Consider the following 19,118-nt stretch of genomic DNA (forward strand, 5'->3'; position numbering starts at 1 on the left):
TACTCCTTGGGATGGGGGGTGAAGGGTGGAGGTGCTGCGGAGGGGGAGAGGCTCCTCGGAACGAGATCAGTCGTCGGCGAGGGAGTCGAGGAAGGCGCTGGAGAATCGTGGAACCGACCGGAGCAGTGCCTTCGTGTAGTCGTCCTGCGGATCGTGGAACAGGCTCGCGGTGTCGTTCGCCTCGACGATGACGCCGTGGTGGATGACCGCGGTCCGATCGCACAGGTTCCGTACGACGGCCAGATCGTGGGAGATGAAGAGGATGCTGAGACCGAGCTCGTCCCGGAGCGCCGCGAAGAGGCGGATGATCTCTGCCTGCACGGACACGTCGAGCGCCGAGACCGCCTCGTCGGCGACGAGAACCGACGGTTCGAGGGCGAGCGCACGGGCAATCGCAATACGCTGCCGCTGTCCACCCGACATACGGGCCGGGGTCCGGTCGAGAAAACCGTGCGGGAGCTGCACCATGTCCATGAGCGTCTCGCACCGGGACGCGTACCGGTCGCGTGGCACGATCCGGTGGTGGCCGAGGACCTCGACGAGCATCTGCCGGACGGTGTATCGCGGGTCCAGGGACGCGTACGGGTCCTGGAAGACCATCTGCACGGTCCGCCACTCCGGCGTCGACCGGCACGGCTTCAGTTCTGCGCCGTTGTAGGTGACGGTCCCGGAGTACTCGCGCTGGAGGCCGCAGATGACCCGGGAGACCGTGGACTTGCCCGAACCCGACTCGCCGACGAGGCCGACGATCTCCCCGGGTGCGACCGCCAGCGTCACGCCGTCGACGGCGGTGACAGTCCTCCCCCGGCTCCGGAAGGTGACGGTGATGTTCTCCGCGAGAAGTCCGGAGCCCGTCATGGTGGTCGCCGGCGGGGCAACGGAAGTGGTCGTCATGCGCGGGTCTCCGTTCCGAGAGCGGTGAGTGTGTCCTCGGGCAGCCGCGGGGTCGCGGTCAGGAGCGCCCGGGTGTAGTCGTGCGCGGGTGCGTCGAAGATGCTCTGGAGAGCACCGTGTTCGAGGATGTTGCCGTGGCGCATGACGGTGAGGGATGTGCACATCTGGGACACCACCGCGAGGTCGTGGGTGACGTAGAGGAGCCCGAGGCCGCTTTCGTGCTGGGTCGTCCGGAACAGGTCCACGACCTGCGCCTGGATGGTGACGTCGAGGGCCGTCGTGGGTTCGTCGCACAAGAGGAGTTTCGGCTGCTGCGCGATCGCGGCGGCGATCATGACGCGCTGGCGCATCCCGCCGGAGAGCTCGAACGGGTACGAGTCGACACGGTGTTCGGCGTCGACGATCCCCACCTGGTCCATGAGTTCGATCGCGCGCTTTCTGGCCGCCTTCTTCGTCATCCCCTGGCGGAGCGCAACGGCGTCGGTGATCTGTCGGCCGACCTTCATCACCGGGTTGAGTGCAATGGCCGGTTCCTGGAAGACCATCGAGATCCCCGCACCGCGCACGCGGGTGTCGTAGCCGCCGCGCGGGCCGGACGTGAGGATGTCACGCCCTTCGAAGCAGATGCGTCCACCGGTCACTCTGATGGACGGGGGCAGGAGGCCGAGGACCGCCCGGAGGGTCATCGACTTGCCGGACCCCGATTCCCCGACGAGCCCCATCGGTTCTCCGGGATGTACCTCAAGATCGATGTCGTCGAGGATCCGGGTGCGCGAGCCGTCGGGGGCGAAGGCCTCGACCCGGAGCGATTCGATCTGCAGGAGCGGGAGCCGGGTGTCCGTCATTTCGCTCACCCCTTCTTCTTGAGAACTGCCGACAGGCCGTCGCCGATGAACGCGAGCCCGAGGCTCACGAGGACCACACAGAGCCCCGGAACAACGATGAGCGCGTAGTGGCCCGCAGCCATGTACTGCTGGCCGTCGCCCATCATCTGACCCCAATCGGGCGTCGGTGGGACGATGCCCATCCCGAGGAAGCTGAGCGTGACGATGAGCCCGATGTTGAGGACGATGTCGCTCATCGCGTAGATGATCGACTGGCCCACGGAGTTGGGGACGACGTGGCGACCGAGGATCTTCCACGTCGACAGACCGCTCGTCCGGCACGCGGCGATGAATTCCTTCTCCCGGAGCACGAGAACCTCACCTCGAACAATGCGGGCGTAGGACACCCAGGAAACGGCGCTGATCGCGACGAAGATCGAGAAGAGTCCGTTGCCGAGTGAAAACACGAGCGCGATGACGAGGACGTAGAACGGGAAGGCGGCGACGAGGTCGGCGATCCGCATGACTACGGTGTCGATCCAGCCGCCGAAGTACCCGGCCATCGCTCCCAGCGCCGAGCCGACGACGAACGGCACGATGACGGCGACGACTGCGACGAACAGGTCGACCCGGCCTCCGTGGAGCAGTCGTGCGAGGAAGTCCCGACCGAGCTGGTCGGTGCCGAAAGGATGCGCAGCCGAGGGGGCGGCGAACGCGGCACCGAGGTCCTGGGCGTTCGGATCGATCCGGAGGATCCACGGGCCCACGAGGCACGCGAGTGCGATGACGCCGACGATCCCGCAGCCGAGCCAGAGCTGGAGGTGATGCGCACGCATCCACGCCGGGAGTGGGAGGGTGAAGCGGGCCCGGGGCGCCTCGGGGGTTCCGGGGCTGCCGGCGATTCCCGGCGTGCCGGTCGGGTTCGTGACCGGGGCACCGGTGGGCAGAACGTTCGTGGAGGTCATGGTTGTCACTTTTTCCCGAGGCGGACACGGGGGTCGACCAGTCCGTAGACGAGGTCGGTCACGAGGTACGTCGCGACGACGAGGATTCCGAAGACGACGGTGAGTGCCTGCACCGTCGGGTAGTCCCGGCCGAGGACCGCCTGCAGCAGCAGACTGCCGAGGCCCGGGATCGCGAAGACGTTCTCGATGACGAGTGCACCCCCGACGAGGTTTCCGACCTGGATGCCGAGGATGGAGATCCCCGAGATGCCGGCGTTGCGGAACGCGTACGACGCGATGCTCGCCCGGCGGCTCAAACCCTTCGACAGCGCGAAGTTCATGTACTCCGCGTCAAGCGCCTCCCCGAGAGCCGCGGTGAGCGAACGGATGAGCACGGGGCAGATGTTGAGCGCGACCGCGAGCCCCGGCAGGAGCAGCGAGTGGAGGTGTTCCCCGAACGTCTCGCCGTACCCGCCGACGGGGAACCACCCGGTCCTGAGCGCGACGAAAGCGATGAGGAGCGCTCCGATGAAGAACGCCGGCATTCCCTGGAACGTCGCGGAGAACATCCGGGACACGGCCGAGGCGGCGGGGCTCTTCGAAATCGTCACCCACAGCGCGATGGGCACGGAGATGGTGACCGCGAGCACGATGCTCACAACCATGAGCATGAGCGTGGCCGGGATCCGGAGGGCGAGCAGTTGCGCGACCGGGACCTGGAAGAGGAACGAATTCCCGAGGTCTCCAACGAACAGGCCACCGATGAAGGTGAGGTACTGCTGCCACACGGGCGCGTCGAGGCCCCAGGCCCGGCGCAGCTGTTCGACCGACTCCGGCGTCGCCTTGTCACCGAGGTACGACGCAGCGGGGTCGCCCGGTGACGCCTGCATGAGCAGGAACGAGATCGTCGCGACGCCGAGCACGATCGGGATCATGATCGCCAGGCGAGAGAGCATGTATCGGCCCACGGTGATGCCACCGGCTTTCGGTCTGAGGGGTATTGTCCGGCACACCGCCGCTTCATTGCCGCGATGTGGCGCCCCTCACTCTGAAGGGGGCAGGGTCGAGATTAGTACCGATCGTGTTTCACCCGGGTTTCCCGTGCGGCGGGCCTCACAAACCGCCTTCCCGAAAAGGCCGAGGCACCCGCCCGGGCGACAGCATGTGTCACCTGGGCGAGCGCCTCGGGGGCCGAATCCGACCTTAGGTGCCGGAATGTTCCGGAAACCGGTCGGGCCGGAGGGCAATCAGTTCATCGCTCAGACCGTCGTGTACCCACCGTCGATGAGGTAGTACGCACCGGTCACGAACGAGGCGTCGTCGGAGAGCAGGAAGCGCACGACCTTCGCGACCTCCTCCGCCTTGCCGAGGCGACCGAGCGGGTGCTTCGCGGCGAGCGCGTCGTACGCCTCCTTCGGCAGGTTCTGCAGGAGCGGGGTGTCGATGTAGCCGGGGCCGACCGCGTTGATGCGCAGGCCCTGGGCACCGTACTCGGCTGCCGAGTTCTTCGTGACGCCGACGACGCCGTGCTTGGCGGCGGTGTAGGCGGCGTTGCCGAGTGCGGCGACGGTGCCGTGGATCGAGGCCATGTTCACGATCGCGGACTCGGCGGCTCCGGCTTCGAGCATCGCGGGGATCTGGCACCGCATGCCGTAGAGGACACCGTTGAGGTTGATGTCGATGACGCGGTCCCAGTCCTCGAGGTCGATCTCACCGGTCGAGGCCTGGGCGCCGCCGATGCCCGCGTTGTTCACCGCGTAGTTGAGCTTGCCTAAGGTCTCGATCGCGAAGTCGACGGCCTTCCTGCTGTCCTCGGCCACGGCGGTGTTCGCCTCGAACGCGGCGCCGTCCCCGCCGCCGGCCGTGATCTCGTCGACCACGCGCTGCGCGGCCTCGAGGTTGATGTCGGACACCACGACCTTGACGCCCTGGGCCGCGAGTTCCTTGGAGATCGCTTCACCGAGTCCGGATCCACCACCGGTGACGAGAGCGACTTTGCCGTCGAATGCCATGTTCGTCTCCTTCTCAGAGATCTGTGGATGTTTTCCACGCACTCTCCACGCGAATCCGCGGTGCCGCGGGCGCAAGGGCACCCTCGTGTCTGGTTTCACACACGAGAGAATGGGAATATCGGAGCGTGACGACCGACACTCCCCCACCCCATGCCGCCCCCGGCCACATCACGCCTGCACACACCGCGCATGCACCCGCCGCGGCACGCACGCACGTCTACCTCGACATCGACGGGGTCCTCGTCATGGAGCCCACTCCCCCGATGCCCCGGGGCTACACCGGCCGCGATGTCCGGGTGCGCGACGGTCGCTTCGTGCCGGTCGCCTCGGCGCCGGCGATCATCGACCGGGTGCGCGCACTCCTCACCACCCCGGGCGTCACGTGTACGACCGTGAGCACGTGGGAGGGCGACGCCCCGATCCTCTTCGCCGCCCTCGACCTGCCCGAGCAGCCGTGGCTCACACTGCCGGAGGTGCCGATCACCTTCACGAACTCCCCGCAGATCATGGAGCGCAAGCACGCGGCCGTTCTCGCCCACCTCGAATCCGAGGCCGCCACCGGCAGCCCCGTCGACCGGGTGCTGTGGATCGACGACCACCACCCGAAGGACGCCGAGGCGCGGGCCGCCGTCGCCGCGTCCCTCCCCGTGGCATCGGCGCACCTCCTGGCCCCTTGGGCCCGCGAGTGTCTCACCGAGCAGCTCCTCGACGAGGCGGTCGCCTTCGTCCGCGCGGAGGACGCGGTCGCATGAGCATCCGTCGTCGGACCGGGCCCGGTGCCGCCGCGCCCGTTGCCCTCACCCCGGTCGCCCTCACATCCCTCGTCCTCCTCGCCGCGTGCTCGGGCGCGCCCGCCGTCTCCGTCGAGCAGGCCGCCCTCGAGTTCGCCGCCGGGTACTCCTCCGGGGGCAGCGAGGTGCAGTGCCGTTCACTCACGCTCGGGCAGGGGAACTCCTCGACGATGGACGACGTCCGCGAGTGCCTCGAGAAGATCGGTGCGACCGCACGCCCGACCGAGGGTTTCGAGGTCGTGGAGTCCCGCGACCTCGAGGAGGGACGCGGCATCGCGATCTCCGGAGGGCAGTGGCAGGTCGCGGCGATCTACCTCGTCGACGAGGTCGAGGGCTGGACACCCCGGGCCTTCACCGCGGCCGGCCACGACGCGGGCACCGTGCTCACCGAACTCGAGGACCTCGTCGGCTCCTGGTAGCCGCAGCCCGTGTTCAGGCACGCCGAGTACGCTCGTGCAGTCGTAGTTCGCCCCACCTTCCGCGAGGAGGACCCCCGTGGCCGTCCGTCGTACCCGTTCCACCCGGCAGCGCACCCTCGTGTCCGAGGCCCTCGCGGCCCACGAGGAGTTCCTCAGCGCCCAGGCGCTCCACCGCGAACTCATGCTCCGCGACGAACGGATCGGCCTCGCGACCGTCTACCGCAACCTGCAGTCGCTCGCCGAGGAGGGCCTCGCGGACAGCGTCCTCACGGACTCCGGCGAGGCCCTCTACCGCCGGTGCACGCCCGTCCACCATCACCACCTGCGGTGCCGCGAATGCCGCCGCGCGGTCGAGATCGAGGGACCCACGATCGAACAGTGGGTGGCCGACACCGCTGCCGGCGCCGGCTACACCGATGTCACCCACACGCTCGAACTCGTCGGCCTGTGCGCGGACTGCGCAGATTCGACCCGAGCCACCATTTCGACCCGAGCCACCGATTCGACCTCAGCCACTGGTTCCGCGCAGCGCGAAGCGCCCCGGGAAACCCCCGAGGCGCCACGCGGCTGAGAGCGATCACCCGATCGCGACCACCATCTCGTTCGGTGCGGCGGAGAGCTCAACCGTTGCGGTGACGTCGCCGGTCGTGAGGTCGACCGCGTGGACGGAGTTCTTCGCGGGGTCCGCGACGTACGCGGTGTCACCGGAGACGGTGAGGGCCGGATGCGGATCCTGCCACTCCTGCGGTCCCTCCCACGGGTCGACGACGGGCCAGGCGTCGGTGAACTCGCCGGTGGCCGGGTCGAGCACGTGGATCGCTCCGTCCGTCCCGAGGACGTACGCGAGGTCGTCGGGTCCGCGCACGACGTCACGGTACGTGTACTGCACACCCTCCGGTGTCGGGATGACCTCGTAGGTCTCCGCCGCCGTGTCGATGAGGGTCATCGCCTCGAGCAGGTAGCCCTCGGCGTCGGGGTCGTTCTTGTAGTCACCGACGACGATCGGGTTCGTCCCGGACACGTACGCGTTGCCCATGCGGCCACGAGGCCCCGCACGAGCCACCCAGAGAACGCGGAGAGGACGGCGATGCCGATGACGGTGCAGACGATCGAGGCGCCGGCGGCGGTCCCCGCGTACCAGGACGCCCAGAGACCACCGGTGACGCCGAGGATCCCGAGGACCGCGGCGAGTGCCATCGTCGTCGGGATCCGGTGGGTCCACCGGGAGGCGGCGACGGCCGGCGCGAGCAGCAGTCCGACGACGAGCAGCGATCCGACGGCCTGGTAGCCGGCGACGACGGCGATCGTGACGAGCCCGGTGAGGACGACGTGGAAGACGCCCGGCCGGTAACCGAGGGCGAGCGCGATCCGCGGGTCGAACGCGATCGCGACGAAACCGTGGTGGCACAGCGCGGCGACGACGAGGACGGCGACGAGGGATCCGCCGAGGAGTGCGCGCTGCATGAAGTCGACGGAGAAGGGAAGGAGGAGGTCGGGCATGGCAGCGAGGCTAGGACATAATGATAACGGTTACCAACCGCATCAGAAGGAGCTTATGTATCCGTCAGCACCCGACGCCGCTCCCCGGTCGCCCGTCGTCGGCACGTCGTCACCCCTTGTCCGCGCGTCACCTCTCGTCTCCGCACGGGACCTCCACGTGCACTACCCGGAGACACACGTGCTCCACGACATCTCCGTCGACCTCGCGCCCGGGACCTTCGCCGCCGTGACCGGCCCCAACGGCTCCGGGAAGTCGACCCTCGTCGAGACCCTCGCCGGCGTCCGCACCCCGACCTCCGGGCGGGTGGACCGCACCGGCACCGTCGCCTTCGTGGCCCAGAATCCCGAGGCGCCCGCTGGGCTGCCGCTCACCGCACTCGATGCCGTGCGCATCGGCACGCGGCGCGGGCCGTTCGGACTCCGTGCTTCTGCACGCGGGGAGTCCGCACGCCGGGGCTCCGCACGCCGGGGCTCCGGCACCGCCGCCGCACTCGAGGCACTCGCCCGCGTCGGCATGGATGCCCTCGCCCGCCGCCCGATCACTGCGCTCTCCGGCGGGCAGCGGCAGCGGGTCTTCCTCGCCCAGGGGCTCGTCCAGGAGGCGGATCTCCTCGTCCTCGACGAGGCCGGCACGGGACTCGACGCCGACAGCCGCGCCACCGTGCGGTCCCTCCTCGGCGAGGAGGCCCATGCGCGCGGCGCAGCCGTCCTCCTCGTGACCCACGACGAGGAGGACGTGCGGGCCGCGGATGCAGTGTGGCGCCTCGACGGACGACTGGTCGCCTGACGCCCGGCGCCCCGGCGTCCCGGCGCCCCGGCGTCCCGGTGGTCGATCACACGACGATCCGACTGTCCGCCGCCGCGGCTTCGGACGTAGCCTGGGACGGCGCGGCGCCCGAGTGACCGCACACACCCCTCGACGACGATCCCCAGGGAGACCCGTGCCCGAAATGCGTGACGCCACACCCGCCGGCGGCACCTCCGCCACACCCGCCGACGCCGCAGCACCCGCACCCAGCACCGCCGGGACCGCCGTCGTCCCCCGCCGTACCGCCGCGCTCGCGATCCTTGCGCTCGCGGTCGGGTCGTTCGGCATCGGTGTCACGGAGTTCGCCTCGATGGGCATCCTGCCGCTCATCGCCGAGGGCATGGACGTGTCGATCCCGGAGGCCGGTCACGCGGTGTCCGCGTACGCGATCGGCGTCGTCGTCGGTGCCCCGCTCATTGCGATGTTCACCTCGCGCATGGGCCGGAAGAAGCTCATGATCCTCCTCATGCTCGTGTTCGTCGTCGGCAACATCGCCTCGATGGTCGCCCAGACGATGCCACTCCTGCTCGCCGCCCGGTTCCTCGCGGGCCTGCCGCACGGCGGCTACCTCGGCCTCGGTGCGGTCGTCGCCGCGACGCTCGTCGCCCCGAACCGCCGCGGCACCGCGATGGCACGCGTCATGCTCGGCCTCACGGTCGCGAACATCTTCGGCGTGCCGCTCGCGACTGCGCTCGGCAATGCCGTGGGGTGGCGGACGGTGTACGGACTCGTCGGCGTCCTCGGACTCCTCGCGATGCTCGCGCTCCTCGTCTGCCTGCCGAAGGCGATCCCCCACACCCCGTCGAGCGTGATCGGCGAGTTCAGGACCCTCGGCCGGACCCAGGTGTGGCTTCCGCTGCTCGCCGGTTCGGTCGGATTCGGCGGCATGTTCGCCCTGTACACGTACATCACGCCGACCCTCACCGGCATCACCGGGATCGCCGACGGCACGATGCCGTGGATCCTCGCGCTCTACGGGGTCGGCATCACCGTCGGTTCCCTCGTCGCCGGTCCCGCGGTCGACCGGTCGATCGACAGGTCGGCGTTCGCCGGCGTCGGGCTCATGGGCGTCATCCTGCTCGTCTTCGGGCTGTTCACCCACATCCCGTTCATCGCGATCCTGTGCGTCGCGACGATCGGCCTCGGCTCCTCGATGTTCACGACCGCACTCCAGGCCCGCCTCCTCCGCGAGACCCGGGACGCCCCCTCGATGAGCGCGTCCATGAACCACGCGGCCTTCAACCTCGCGAATGCGTTCGGCGCGTTCCTCGGAGGTGTCGTCGTGAGCGCCGGGCTCGGCTACCGTGCACCGGCCCTCGCAGGCATGGGACTCACGATCCTCGGACTCCTCGTCCTCACGATCACCCAGGTGCTCTACCGCCGGTCCGGAGGTGCCGCGTCTACCCGCGAGGTCGTCACCGTCTGAGGAGAACCATCCCCGTCCCGAGGCGCCGCGCAGGTGAGGAGATCTCCTCACCTGCGCGGCGCCTCGGCCGTCGAGCCACCGTCATTCAGCCCGCCTCCGTGATCCTCCCCACGAAAGTGGATAATTATTCATCGCCCGGAGTACCCTTGCATATGTATGCAACCAGAGGTGTCGGTCGTGGGCACCTCTCCACGGAAGAGGAATCCACATGAAGAAGAAGGCACTCTCCTTCGCGGCGGTCGCGGCCGCCGGTCTGCTCACCCTGTCCGCCTGCGGCAGCGGTTCCGCCGAGCCCGAGGGCCCGACCGTCGAGGCCGGCAAGCTCATCCACTGCATGAACGCGCCCTACCCGCCGTTCGAGGTCGCCGAGGGCGACGGATTCGCGGGCTTCGACATCGATCTCGGCGAGAAGCTCGCCGAGCAGATGGGCCTCGAGTACGAGGCGCTCAACATCTCGTTCGAGTCCCTCGAGTCCGGCATCGCCCTCGACTCGAACCAGTGCGACATCATCATCGCCGGCATGGCGATCACGGAGGAGCGCGCCTCGAAGATGGACTTCACGGAGAAGTACCTCAACGACAGCCTCGCGATCCTCACGAAGGCCGGCGCCGGTATCACCTCCGAGGCGGACCTCGCCGGCCACGCCGTCGGCGCCCAGCAGGGCACCACCGGCGAGGACCTCGCCACGGACAACGGCGCGACCGTCACCCAGTTCGAGGACGCCGGACTCATGATCCAGGCCGTCTCCACCGGGCAGGTCGAGGCCGCGATCGCGAACGTCTCGATCGTCGCCGACGCCGTCACCTCGAACGAGGGCCTCGAACTCGCGGCCTCGCTCGACACCGGTGAGGTCGTCGGTGCCGCCGTGAGGAAGGGCAACACCGAGCTGCTCACCGAGTGGGACACCATGATGACCGCGCTCCGCGAGTCCGGCGAGTACGACGCACTCGTCGACGAGTGGTTCGGTGAGGTCGCGGACGCCGCCCGGGTGACGCCGGAGGCCTGAGCGCCGCACTCCTCTTCGCGGGCGCCGGGCGTAACCCCCACGTGACACACGCGCGCTACGTTCCGTGATGTGTGTCACACGATGGGATCCGCCCGTCGCGCCCGTGAAGAGGATCTGCAATGAAGCGTTCAGCACTGAAAGCCCTGAGCCCAACGGCCCTGTCCCCGACAGCACTGGTCCCAACAGCCCTGGCCCTCGTCGGACTGCTCGCCCTCACCGGTTGCGGTGGGGCGGCATCCGCCTCCGGCACGGAGGGGGCAGGCGGATCCGAGGCCTCGGGCTTCACCCCCGTCCAGGAGGGGAAGCTCACCGTCTGCTCGGAGATGCCCTACGAGCCGTTCGAGTTCGTGAATGACGCCGGGGAGACCGTCGGATTCGACGTCGACATCGCGACCGCACTCGCGGACGACCTCGGACTCGAGCTCGAGGTCATCTCGACCTCCTTCGAGGGAATCCAGTCCGGTGTCGCCCTCGATGCCGGGCAGTGCGACCTCGCGATGGCCGGGATGGCGATCACGGAGGAACGCGCGACGAAGATGGACTTCTCGAAGCCGATCCTCAACGACAACCTCGCGCTCATGGCCCACAAGGACTCCGGGTTCACGAGCATCGAAGACGTGACGGAGCTGAAGGTCGGCGTCCAGCAGGCGACGACCTCGGAGACGGTGGCGGAGGAACGCGGCGTGGTCTCCCCCGTGCAGTTCGAGGAACTCGGCCTGCTCACCCAGTCGGTCGCCGCGAAGCAGATCGACGCGGGGATCGCGAACGTCTCCGCGATCAACACCGCGACGCAGCAGGATCCGAACCTCGTCCTCGTCGAGGACCTCGAGACCGGTGAGGTCCTCGGGGCCGCGGTGAAGAAGGGGAACACGGAACTGCTCGAGGCATTCGAGTCGAACATGACGGACCTCCGGGAGTCCGGCGAGTACGACGCGATCGTCGAGGAGTGGTTCGGGGCGGTGGCGGATGAGGCCCGCGTGACCGACGAGGACCTCGCCGCATTCGGGACGGGCAACTGAATGGCTGCACCTCGTCGAGCGCCCGGGCCGTGCTCCGCACCACCGACAGTGGCCCGGGTCACGGTTGGATCACGTCACACGAGCGCAGGTAGCCTTGTGTCTCGTGTCACAGGGGCAGGACCCGCCTGCCTCGCACCATTCACGAAGGACTACGCATGAAGCGTTCACTCCCCCTCGCGGCTCTTCTCGCAGCCGGCGCGCTCGTTCTCTCGGCCTGCGGTGGCGGTTCCACGTCCACCGAGTCCGAAGCGTCCGGTTATGTGAACGAGGGCCAGCTGACCCTGTGCTCGGACATCCCCTACCCGCCGTTCGAGTACGTCGAGAACGGCGAGAACATCGGATTCGACATCGACATCGCCACCCAGGTGGCGGAGGACCTCGGACTCGAGCTCAACGTCATCACGACCGCGTTCGAGGCGATCCAGTCCGGTGTCGCCCTCGACTCGAACCAGTGCGATCTCGTGCTCTCCGGCATGGCGATCACCGCCGAGCGCGCCACGAAGATGGACTTCTCGAAGCCCTACCTCAAGGACAACCTCGCCCTCATGGCGAACAGCGCCGGCGGCGTCACCGACATCGAGTCCGCGAAGGACAAGAAGGTCGGCGTCCAGCAGGCGACGACAGGTGAGGCCCTCGCCGAGGAGCACGGCATCAGCCCCGTCCAGTTCGAGGACGTCGGACTGCTCGACCAGGCGATCAGCTCCGGTCAGATCGACGCGGCGATCGCGAACATCTCCACCATCTACTCGTCCACGCAGGCGAACCCGGACCTCAAACTGGTCCAGGACTTCGAGACCGGTGAGGTCATCGGCGCGGCCGTGAAGATGGGCAACACCGAACTCCTCGAGTCGTTCGAGTCCACCATGACGGAACTGCGCACCTCGGGTCGTTACGACGAGCTCGTCGACCAGTGGTTCGGCACCGTCGCGGACAACGCCCGCATCTCCGACGAGGAGATCGCGGCGTTCGATCCCTCGCAGGCCTGACCCCCGTCGGGCTTCCGGGCCCGAGGCGTCGGCGGGGTTCTCATGAGAGCCCGGCCGGCGCCTCGGGTGCGGAGGTCCCGGCACCCATGACAACCCATCCATCCAGGAGCATCACGTGGCCATGACCATGCGCCAGAGAGCGAAGCTCTCGCGCGGCATCCAGTACGGCATTCTCGGGGCGGCGGTTCTCGTCGTCCTCGTCGTCGCCGACTGGAACACGATCTTTACGAAGTTCTTCAACCCCGAGGTCATCGCGGCGCAGTTCCCCGGTGTCATCGTCACCGCGCTGAAGAACACCCTCATCTACACCGCACTCGGTTTCGTGCTGGGCCTCGCGCTCGGTGTCGTGCTCGCGCTCATGAAGATCTCCTCGGTGGCACCGTACCGGTGGATCGCGACGGTCTACATCGAGTTCTTCCGCGGTGTGCCCGCGCTGCTCGTCTTCATCGCCCTCGGCTACGGCATCCCGCTCGCCTTCGGCTTCTCGATGGATCTCCTCGTCACCGTGTGCCTCGCGCTCGGCATCGTCGAATCCGCGTACATCGCCGAGACCCTGCGCGCCGGCCTTCAGGCGGTGCCGAAGGGTCAGTACGAAGCGGCCCGTTCGCTCGGTATGACGCACACCCGCGCGATGGTGACGATCATCATCCCGCAGGCGTTCCGCATCATCCTCCCGCCGCTCACGAACGAGATCATCCTCCTCACGAAGGACTCCTCGCTCGTGTACCTGCTCGGCCTCACCGCGGCGCAGTACGAACTCTCGAAGTTCGGCCGCGAGGCGATCACCCAGCCCGAGGCGGGACTCACCCCCCTCGTCGTCGCGGGTGCGTGCTACCTCGTCATCACCCTCCCGCTCGGCTGGCTCGCCCGCCGGTTCGAGAAGCGCAACAACGCGAAGACCAGGAAGTGAGGTTGTCGTCATGAACGCCACCGCCACGCACGTCGACTCCTCCGGCGTCACCATCACCGATCTCCACAAGTCCTACGGGAAGGTCGAGGTCCTCAAGGGCATCGACATGCGCGTGGAACCGGGTGAGGTCGTCTGCCTCATCGGCCCCTCGGGCTCGGGCAAGTCCACCCTCCTGCGCTGCATCAACGTGCTCGAGACCGCGAACTCCGGCACCATCGAGGTCGCCGGTTTCGAGGCCACGGATCCCGACGTCGACCTCGACGTCATGCGCCGCCACGTCGGCATGGTGTTCCAGCAGTTCAACCTGTTCCCGCAGATGTCGGTGCTCGAGAACTGCACGATCGCGCAGACGAAGGTGCTGAAGACCCCGCTCGCGAAGGCACAGGAGATCGCCCGCGACGCCCTCGCGAAGGTGGGTCTGGCCGACTTCGCCGACCGCTACCCGGATCAGCTCTCCGGCGGTCAGCAGCAGCGCGTCGCGATCGCCCGCGCGCTCTCGATGCAGCCCTCGCTCATGCTCTTCGACGAGCCCACCTCGGCACTCGACCCCGAGACCGTCGGTGACGTGCTCGGTGTCATGCGCCAGCTCGCCGACGAGGGTATGACGATGATCGTCGTCACCCACGAGATGGCGTTCGCCCGCGAGGTCGCCGACAAGGTCGTCTTCATGGACGGCGGGGTCGTCGTCGAACAGGGTGACCCGGCCGATGTCATCGGCGACCCGCAGCACGAACGCACGCAGAACTTCCTCTCCCGGGTGCTGCACCCGGGCGGGATCGACTGAGCTGAGTTCATTGGCCGAGCCGGCGCGGGATCGACCGAGCCGGGTTGGGCTGCACCCGGGCGGGATCGGCCGAGCTGAGCCGACCGGGCCGGGTTCCGATGAGCTGGGCCTGCCGGGCCGGGTCCCGATGAGCCGGCACACCACACGACAGGCGCCCGAGGCGGACGGTGAGTTCCGCCTCGGGCGCCTGTGTGCGTGTGCTGTGCGGCGGGTTCGTGCAGGTGGCCTCGAGGACCCTTGTGCCCGGCCCGGTGGGGTGACGGCCCGGTGGGCTGACGTCAGCAGGCCCAGTCGAACGCGCCGGACTCGAGGTCGATCTGGGCGTTGCCGCCACCGAGGTTCACGTGTTCGAGTTCCTCGAGCTCGAGAACGTAGCCGGTGAGGCCGTCCGGCAGCGCCTGGACGGGGAAGACGGTGCCGCCGAGGTGGCAGGTGCCGGAGATCGGCTCCGCCCAGTCGCGCAACCCGTAGTTCTCGTCGAACGGATCGACGTAATCGGACTCGTCGTCGTCCTCGGTGGGCGCGGTACCGACATTGGGGTCGCCGTTGGCGACGAGCCACACCTTCTCCTCGGCCGGCTGGGAGTCCCAGGCGTTCACGCCCTCGCTCGTGTCGACGTGTTCACCGGTGCGACGGACGTCCTCCGGCGGTTCCGTCAGCCCCGACAGTTCGTCCTCGGTGAGCCACATGAGGCCCCACTCACCGTCGATGATGTCCGTGAGAAGCGTGAAACGGGGATGCACGCGGGAGGCGTCGAGCTGTGCGAGGAACGGGTCCCCCTCGGTGCGTTCGAATCCTTCAGCGAACTGGCCCTGGCCGGCGAAGAAGGCGATGCCGGGGAGGTCGGCACCCTTCCGCCGGAAGTGCTCCGGCAGCCGGAGCGTGAGCACGTGCATCATCGGCAGGCCGGTCTTCGAGCTCCGCGGCCACTCCTCGGAAGCGATGCCGGGTGCCGCGACTCCCACCCGTCCGGCTTCGAACGCGTCGACGGGTCCGGTCGGGGCGCCGCGCTTGCGCGCGGGGTTCGGGTTCGGTCGCAGGGAGTTCTCGTCCGGACCGAAGTACAGGGTGAAACCCTTCATGGGTGCTTGCCTTTCATCCGTCGGCGCCGTCCCGGTGACGCGGCGCCAGCTCTCGAGGAGACTATTCGGACTGCCGCCGGCGCACGTCGGACCGAGTGTGACAGGGCAGGTACATCGTGCGCAGATCTGTTCCGTGGCGGCTCTGCTCCGCGGGGCACTGCTCCTCGGGGCACCGATACCGTGGGGTTCATGGGTTCCGATTCTTCGCGCGACGACGACCGTCCGACCCTCGTGGCGTGGGCTCACGAACGCACGAGAGCCGATCCCGGGTTCGAACTTGGCGACGTCCAACGACGCGTCGACCGTGAGGCGCGCATCCGCATCCATCGGAATCGGTACGGCCGTCGGACGCCGGGCGAGCGTGTCCGGTCGATCGGGTCCTCGGTCCTCGTGTTGCTGGCGTGGACGCTCCCCGTGGTGGGCTTCGCCGGGCTCGCCCATGTCGACGGGTACTACCAACACGGTAGGTGGCACGAAACCGGCATCGACCCGTCGGTCCTCATCGGCGCTGCGGTCCTCGCGCTCGTGTCCTCGATCCTGTCCGCGGTGTACGTGAGCGCTGTCTGGGTCCGGGCGGGCTTGCGGTGGTACCCGCCGCATGCGGCGATGACCGTGTACCTCGTGATCGCGGACGTCCTCATGCTCGTCTTCCTCGACGGTCCGCTCACCGAGGCCTTGGAGATCAGCACCGGACCGGCTCCGGTGGTCCTCGCATGGACCGCTCTCGTCACGGCTGCTGTCGCATTCCTCTGCCAGATCGTCACCGCCGGACGGCGACGCGTGCCGGGCGCCGGGGTCGACTGGCACCGCCTGCACCCGCGTGATGCCGAGGAACTCACGGCCGAACGCAACGAGGCCCTCGGGATCCTCTTCGACAAGCGAATGCTGCGGGAGTACGACCGGGACGACCTCGCGAGCCGACCGATCGACGGACTCGTGTAGGGCGGCGTGCGCTGCAAGGCCGGGGCGCGGGCGTGTGGTGCGGGCGTGGAGTGGGGGCCGCGGGTGCAGGAGCAGGGAACCACTTCTGGCGCCGACGGGCCCCTCCGGAAGGGCTCGTCTCAGTACACTGCGAAATATGACCTCCCTCACATACCCCGCCCTCTCCTCTCCCTCAACCACACCTCTCTCCCCCGCGCCCCTCCCACCCACAGCCGCAGCCGCCGCCGACGAAGACGTCCACGCGAGTTCCGTGCAGGAGTCCCCCGAACCGTGTTCCGCCGGCCACCTCGTCGTCCGCGAGCTCGAGGCGCACGGCGTCGAACGCGTGTACTGCGTGCCCGGCGAGTCGTACCTCGATGTCCTCGACGGGCTCCACGACTCGTCCATCCGCACCGTCGTGTGTCGTCAGGAGGGCGGCGCCGGGTACATGGCGGCCGCCGAGGGGCGCATGACCGGGCGGCCGGGCGTCGTCATGGTGACACGTGGTCCGGGCGCCTCGAACGTGTTCGTCGCGGTCCACAACGCGTACCAGGACGCCACGCCCCTCGTCGTGTTCGTCGGCCTCGTCCCCACCGAGGTCCGGGGTCGTCACGCGTTCCAGGAATTCGACCTCACCGGGTGGTTCGGGTCGACGGCGAAGAAGGTCCTCGTCCTCGACGATCCGGCGTCGGCCGCGCACATCGTTGCCGATGCGATGCACACGGCGGTCTCCGGCCGCCCCGGCCCTGTCGTCGTCGGGCTGCCGGAGAATCCTCAGCACGTCGAGACGGACGGCCGCACCGTCCCGCCGCGGCCCGTGGCCGCTCCGGTACCCGGCCCCGGGGACATCGCCACGGTCGAGGCGGCCGTGGCTGCTGCCGAACGTCCCGTTCTCGTCGTCGGGGGCGAGTTCTGGAGTCCGGCCGCGTCGGAGGCGATCGGTTCCTGGGCGTCCCGCACCGGCATGGGGATCGTCGCGGACTTCCGGGCCTATGACGGGATCGATCATGCGCACCCGCACTACCTCGGTGCGCTCGGGTTCGGCAGTTGGGAGGGCACGCGTACGGCGCTGGACGCGGCGGACCTCCAGGTGTGGCTCGGCTCTGTGCGGGCGGACGTCCCGACGAACTCGTACACGCTCGGATGTGACCCGGCCACGACGATCGTCGTGAATCGCGACCCCGACCTGCTCGGACACTTCGGTCCGGTGGACGTGTTCGTGAATGCGACGACCGAGGCATTCGCCGAGGCCGTGGCTGCGGCGCGCCCCGGCGCGGGAACAGCGAGCTCCGGCGCGGGGACGTCGGGAGGACAGGGCGCCTCGGCCGTGGTGGAGGAGAAGCCGGGGACGGAGGCCCCGGCGTGGATCGCGGAGATCCGTGCCCGTTTCCTCGACTGGCGGGAGCCGGGACCGCGGGAGGGCGCGAACCCGGAGTACGTCGACATGGATGTCGCGTTCGGTCACATCCGGGAGTTGCTGCCGGACGACGCGATCATCACGTACGGCGCCGGGAACCACTCGGGGTGGGCGGCCCGGTACCTTCCGGTGCACGGTTTCCCGTCGGCGCTCGGCCCGCGGAACGGGTCGATGGGGTACGGCGTGCCGGCAGCTGTGGCCGCGTCGCTCGTGCACCCCGAACGGACGGTGTTCTCGATCGCCGGGGACGGCTGTTTCATGATGAACGGCCAGGAGTTCTCAACGGCGGTGGCGAACGGGTCGAACCTCGTGATCGTCGTGAACGACAACGGGGTGTACGGCACGATCAAGGGCCACCAGGAGAAGTTCTACCCCGGGCGTCCTTCCGGCACTGCACTGCAGAATCCCGACTTCGCTGCGTTCGCGCAGGCCTACGGCGGGTTTGGCGTGCGGGTCGAACGGACCGAGGACTTCCGCGCGGCCTTCGAACAGGCCCTCGCGTACGAAGGACCGGCCATCGTCCACTGCCTCACCGATCCCGAGGTGCGATTCACCCGGTAGCGGTGCCGGGCTCAGAGGAGTGCGCCCGTGTGAGTGGCGTGGTCGGGGCCCCGGCGAGTCCCGGCAGGGATGCGCTCGCCGGGTCCGAGAACGAACCTCGGCCGACCGGGCCGACCGGCCTGACTGGGCAAACCGCCCCGACCGGGCCTACTGCTGAACGTGTCCGGGCCGCTCCCCCGAGCAACGGACCGATGCTCACAGTGCGCCAGGTGCCGGGTGGTGGGCGCCGGGGGTCAGGTGCCGGGTGCTGGGCGACGGATGCTGGGCGCCGTTCCGAGGCATGCGACTGGCATGCGACTCCGAGTGCATCGCCCGACCCGATCCCCACGTACCGACCCGCGCCCCGCATACCGACCCGGCGACGCTCAGAACGGTGGCGGGTCGTCGTCGAGGCCGCCGGAATGCCAGATCGCGTCCGGACCCGAGGCACGATCGCCCGCGGCGGCGGGACCATTACTGCTGCCCGCACCGGGACGGTCGCTCCCACCGGGGCGGGGGCCCGGTCGTTCACCGCCGGGTCCGCTGCCGGGGCCTCTACCGCAAGCACGGTCGCCGCCACCGGTCATGACGCCACCACCATCGCCGAGGCCGGAGCCGTCGCTGTTGCCGGGGCCGGGGCCGGGGCCGGGGCCGGGGCCACCATCGCCGTCATATCCGGCACCGCCGTCGCTGTCGCCGTCGTCGTCCCGCGAACCGTCGTCGGTTCCACCATCGGAGTCGTCACCGCGGGCAATGCGCCGGAAATCCTCGGCATGCGTCACTTCCACCGGGTCTCCCGGCGGGAACACCTCCACCTCATTCCCGTACGGCAGCA

The 19,118-nt window shown here is 68.9% G+C and carries 20 protein-coding genes and 1 pseudogene; 13 read left to right on the forward strand and 8 right to left on the reverse strand.

The genetic code is table 11. From position 1 onward, the window contains the following. Nucleotides 1-66 precede the first annotated feature (66 nt). The 5 genes from ABD172_RS13330 to ABD172_RS13350 all read right to left on the reverse strand — a co-directional run bounded on the left by ABD172_RS13330 (nt 67) and on the right by ABD172_RS13350 (nt 4,674). On the reverse strand, nt 67-894 hold the full coding sequence (locus tag ABD172_RS13330) for an ABC transporter ATP-binding protein (RefSeq protein WP_344310383.1): 828 nt from the start codon (nt 892-894) through the stop codon (nt 67-69). After that, entirely contained in the window at nt 891-1,739 is an 849-nt protein-coding gene (locus tag ABD172_RS13335; protein WP_344310422.1) for an ATP-binding cassette domain-containing protein, read from the reverse strand. The genes ABD172_RS13330 and ABD172_RS13335 overlap by 4 nt, the downstream gene beginning before the upstream one ends. Before the next feature lie 5 nt (nt 1,740-1,744). After that, a complete protein-coding gene (locus tag ABD172_RS13340) occupies nt 1,745-2,683 on the reverse strand; it encodes an ABC transporter permease (RefSeq protein ID WP_344310385.1) in 939 nt (312 codons plus the stop codon). Nucleotides 2,684-2,688: 5 nt separating this feature from the next. Beyond that, nucleotides 2,689-3,618 (reverse strand): ABC transporter permease, encoded by a 930-nt coding sequence (locus ABD172_RS13345; RefSeq protein ID WP_344310387.1) that lies wholly within the window; start codon nt 3,616-3,618, stop codon nt 2,689-2,691. Between the two features lie 303 nt (nt 3,619-3,921). Then, entirely contained in the window at nt 3,922-4,674 is a 753-nt protein-coding gene (locus tag ABD172_RS13350; protein WP_344310389.1) for an SDR family NAD(P)-dependent oxidoreductase, read from the reverse strand. Nucleotides 4,675-4,799: 125 nt separating this feature from the next. Here ABD172_RS13350 and ABD172_RS13355 point away from each other — a divergent pair, with 125 nt between their 5' ends. The 3 genes from ABD172_RS13355 to ABD172_RS13365 all read left to right on the forward strand — a co-directional run bounded on the left by ABD172_RS13355 (nt 4,800) and on the right by ABD172_RS13365 (nt 6,455). Beyond that, a complete protein-coding gene (locus ABD172_RS13355) occupies nt 4,800-5,426 on the forward strand; it encodes an HAD domain-containing protein (protein WP_344310391.1) in 627 nt (208 codons plus the stop codon). Continuing rightward, nucleotides 5,423-5,884, forward strand: coding sequence for a hypothetical protein (locus tag ABD172_RS13360; protein WP_344310393.1), 462 nt, complete (start codon nt 5,423-5,425; stop codon nt 5,882-5,884). Before ABD172_RS13355 ends, ABD172_RS13360 begins: the two co-directional genes overlap by 4 nt. Nucleotides 5,885-5,960: 76 nt before the next feature. Continuing rightward, entirely contained in the window at nt 5,961-6,455 is a 495-nt protein-coding gene (locus ABD172_RS13365; protein ID WP_344310395.1) for a Fur family transcriptional regulator, read from the forward strand. Nucleotides 6,456-6,461: 6 nt separating this feature from the next. Here the strand turns inward: ABD172_RS13365 and ABD172_RS13370 are convergent, their stop codons facing one another. Together ABD172_RS13370 and ABD172_RS13375 are read right to left on the reverse strand one after the other, a co-directional pair. Next, a complete protein-coding gene (locus ABD172_RS13370) occupies nt 6,462-6,920 on the reverse strand; it encodes a hypothetical protein (RefSeq protein WP_344310396.1) in 459 nt (152 codons plus the stop codon). After that, nucleotides 6,827-7,384, reverse strand: a complete 558-nt coding sequence (locus ABD172_RS13375) for a metal ABC transporter permease (RefSeq protein WP_344310398.1) — start codon at nt 7,382-7,384, stop codon at nt 6,827-6,829. Before ABD172_RS13375 ends, ABD172_RS13370 begins: the two co-directional genes overlap by 94 nt. A gap of 55 nt (nt 7,385-7,439) precedes the next feature. Here ABD172_RS13375 and ABD172_RS13380 point away from each other — a divergent pair, with 55 nt between their 5' ends. The 7 genes from ABD172_RS13380 (at nt 7,440) to ABD172_RS13410 (ending at nt 14,323) form a co-directional block, all read left to right on the forward strand. After that, nucleotides 7,440-8,171: a metal ABC transporter ATP-binding protein gene (locus tag ABD172_RS13380; RefSeq protein ID WP_344310400.1), complete on the forward strand. Its 732-nt coding sequence runs from the start codon at nt 7,440-7,442 to the stop codon at nt 8,169-8,171. Nucleotides 8,172-8,334: 163 nt separating this feature from the next. Next, on the forward strand, nt 8,335-9,618 hold the full coding sequence (locus ABD172_RS13385) for an MFS transporter (RefSeq protein WP_344310424.1): 1,284 nt from the start codon (nt 8,335-8,337) through the stop codon (nt 9,616-9,618). 208 nt (nt 9,619-9,826) lie between these two features. Further along, nucleotides 9,827-10,624, forward strand: coding sequence for an ABC transporter substrate-binding protein (locus ABD172_RS13390; protein ID WP_344310402.1), 798 nt, complete (start codon nt 9,827-9,829; stop codon nt 10,622-10,624). A gap of 119 nt (nt 10,625-10,743) precedes the next feature. Further along, the gene (locus ABD172_RS13395; RefSeq protein WP_344310404.1) at nt 10,744-11,643 is read left to right on the forward strand and encodes an ABC transporter substrate-binding protein; all 900 of its coding nucleotides are present in this window, start codon (nt 10,744-10,746) and stop codon (nt 11,641-11,643) included. A 155-nt stretch (nt 11,644-11,798) separates the two neighbouring features. After that, a complete protein-coding gene (locus tag ABD172_RS13400; protein WP_344310406.1) occupies nt 11,799-12,629 on the forward strand; it encodes an ABC transporter substrate-binding protein in 831 nt (276 codons plus the stop codon). A 115-nt stretch (nt 12,630-12,744) separates the two neighbouring features. After that, on the forward strand, nt 12,745-13,539 hold the full coding sequence (locus ABD172_RS13405) for an amino acid ABC transporter permease (protein ID WP_344310407.1): 795 nt from the start codon (nt 12,745-12,747) through the stop codon (nt 13,537-13,539). A 10-nt stretch (nt 13,540-13,549) separates the two neighbouring features. Then, nucleotides 13,550-14,323 (forward strand): amino acid ABC transporter ATP-binding protein, encoded by a 774-nt coding sequence (locus tag ABD172_RS13410; protein WP_344310409.1) that lies wholly within the window; start codon nt 13,550-13,552, stop codon nt 14,321-14,323. Between the two features lie 278 nt (nt 14,324-14,601). Here the strand turns inward: ABD172_RS13410 and ABD172_RS13415 are convergent, their stop codons facing one another. After that, nucleotides 14,602-15,405: a hypothetical protein gene (locus ABD172_RS13415; RefSeq protein ID WP_344310411.1), complete on the reverse strand. Its 804-nt coding sequence runs from the start codon at nt 15,403-15,405 to the stop codon at nt 14,602-14,604. 189 nt (nt 15,406-15,594) lie between these two features. On the opposite strand from ABD172_RS13415, the gene ABD172_RS13420 reads away from it, so the two are divergent. The 3 genes and pseudogenes from ABD172_RS13420 to ABD172_RS13430 form a co-directional block, all read left to right on the forward strand. Continuing rightward, nucleotides 15,595-16,347: a hypothetical protein gene (locus ABD172_RS13420; protein WP_344310413.1), complete on the forward strand. Its 753-nt coding sequence runs from the start codon at nt 15,595-15,597 to the stop codon at nt 16,345-16,347. Between the two features lie 136 nt (nt 16,348-16,483). After that, nucleotides 16,484-18,304, forward strand: a complete 1,821-nt coding sequence (locus ABD172_RS13425) for a thiamine pyrophosphate-dependent enzyme (protein WP_344310415.1) — start codon at nt 16,484-16,486, stop codon at nt 18,302-18,304. Nucleotides 18,305-18,705: 401 nt separating this feature from the next. After that, a pseudogene (locus ABD172_RS13430) lies at nt 18,706-19,118 on the forward strand (hypothetical protein); the annotation flags it as partial.

Source organism: Brevibacterium samyangense (assembly GCF_039529845.1).
Lineage (GTDB): Bacteria > Actinomycetota > Actinomycetes > Actinomycetales > Brevibacteriaceae > Brevibacterium > Brevibacterium samyangense.

Excerpts from the sequence above, each read along its gene's own strand:
- ABD172_RS13330 (WP_344310383.1), bottom strand. The coding sequence starts at position 894 with ATGACGACCACTTCCGTTGCCCCGCCGGCGACCACCATGACGGGCTCC.
- ABD172_RS13335 (WP_344310422.1), bottom strand. The coding sequence starts at position 1,739 with ATGACGGACACCCGGCTCCCGCTCCTGCAGATCGAATCGCTCCGGGTC.
- ABD172_RS13340 (WP_344310385.1), bottom strand. The coding sequence starts at position 2,683 with ATGACCTCCACGAACGTTCTGCCCACCGGTGCCCCGGTCACGAACCCG.
- ABD172_RS13345 (WP_344310387.1), bottom strand. The coding sequence starts at position 3,618 with ATGCTCTCTCGCCTGGCGATCATGATCCCGATCGTGCTCGGCGTCGCG.
- ABD172_RS13350 (WP_344310389.1), bottom strand. The coding sequence starts at position 4,674 with ATGGCATTCGACGGCAAAGTCGCTCTCGTCACCGGTGGTGGATCCGGA.
- ABD172_RS13360 (WP_344310393.1), top strand. The coding sequence starts at position 5,423 with ATGAGCATCCGTCGTCGGACCGGGCCCGGTGCCGCCGCGCCCGTTGCC.
- ABD172_RS13370 (WP_344310396.1), bottom strand. The coding sequence starts at position 6,920 with ATGGGCAACGCGTACGTGTCCGGGACGAACCCGATCGTCGTCGGTGAC.
- ABD172_RS13375 (WP_344310398.1), bottom strand. The coding sequence starts at position 7,384 with ATGCCCGACCTCCTCCTTCCCTTCTCCGTCGACTTCATGCAGCGCGCA.
- ABD172_RS13380 (WP_344310400.1), top strand. The coding sequence starts at position 7,440 with ATGTATCCGTCAGCACCCGACGCCGCTCCCCGGTCGCCCGTCGTCGGC.
- ABD172_RS13385 (WP_344310424.1), top strand. The coding sequence starts at position 8,335 with ATGCGTGACGCCACACCCGCCGGCGGCACCTCCGCCACACCCGCCGAC.
- ABD172_RS13390 (WP_344310402.1), top strand. The coding sequence starts at position 9,827 with ATGAAGAAGAAGGCACTCTCCTTCGCGGCGGTCGCGGCCGCCGGTCTG.
- ABD172_RS13395 (WP_344310404.1), top strand. The coding sequence starts at position 10,744 with ATGAAGCGTTCAGCACTGAAAGCCCTGAGCCCAACGGCCCTGTCCCCG.
- ABD172_RS13400 (WP_344310406.1), top strand. The coding sequence starts at position 11,799 with ATGAAGCGTTCACTCCCCCTCGCGGCTCTTCTCGCAGCCGGCGCGCTC.
- ABD172_RS13410 (WP_344310409.1), top strand. The coding sequence starts at position 13,550 with ATGAACGCCACCGCCACGCACGTCGACTCCTCCGGCGTCACCATCACC.
- ABD172_RS13415 (WP_344310411.1), bottom strand. The coding sequence starts at position 15,405 with ATGAAGGGTTTCACCCTGTACTTCGGTCCGGACGAGAACTCCCTGCGA.
- ABD172_RS13420 (WP_344310413.1), top strand. The coding sequence starts at position 15,595 with ATGGGTTCCGATTCTTCGCGCGACGACGACCGTCCGACCCTCGTGGCG.
- ABD172_RS13425 (WP_344310415.1), top strand. The coding sequence starts at position 16,484 with ATGACCTCCCTCACATACCCCGCCCTCTCCTCTCCCTCAACCACACCT.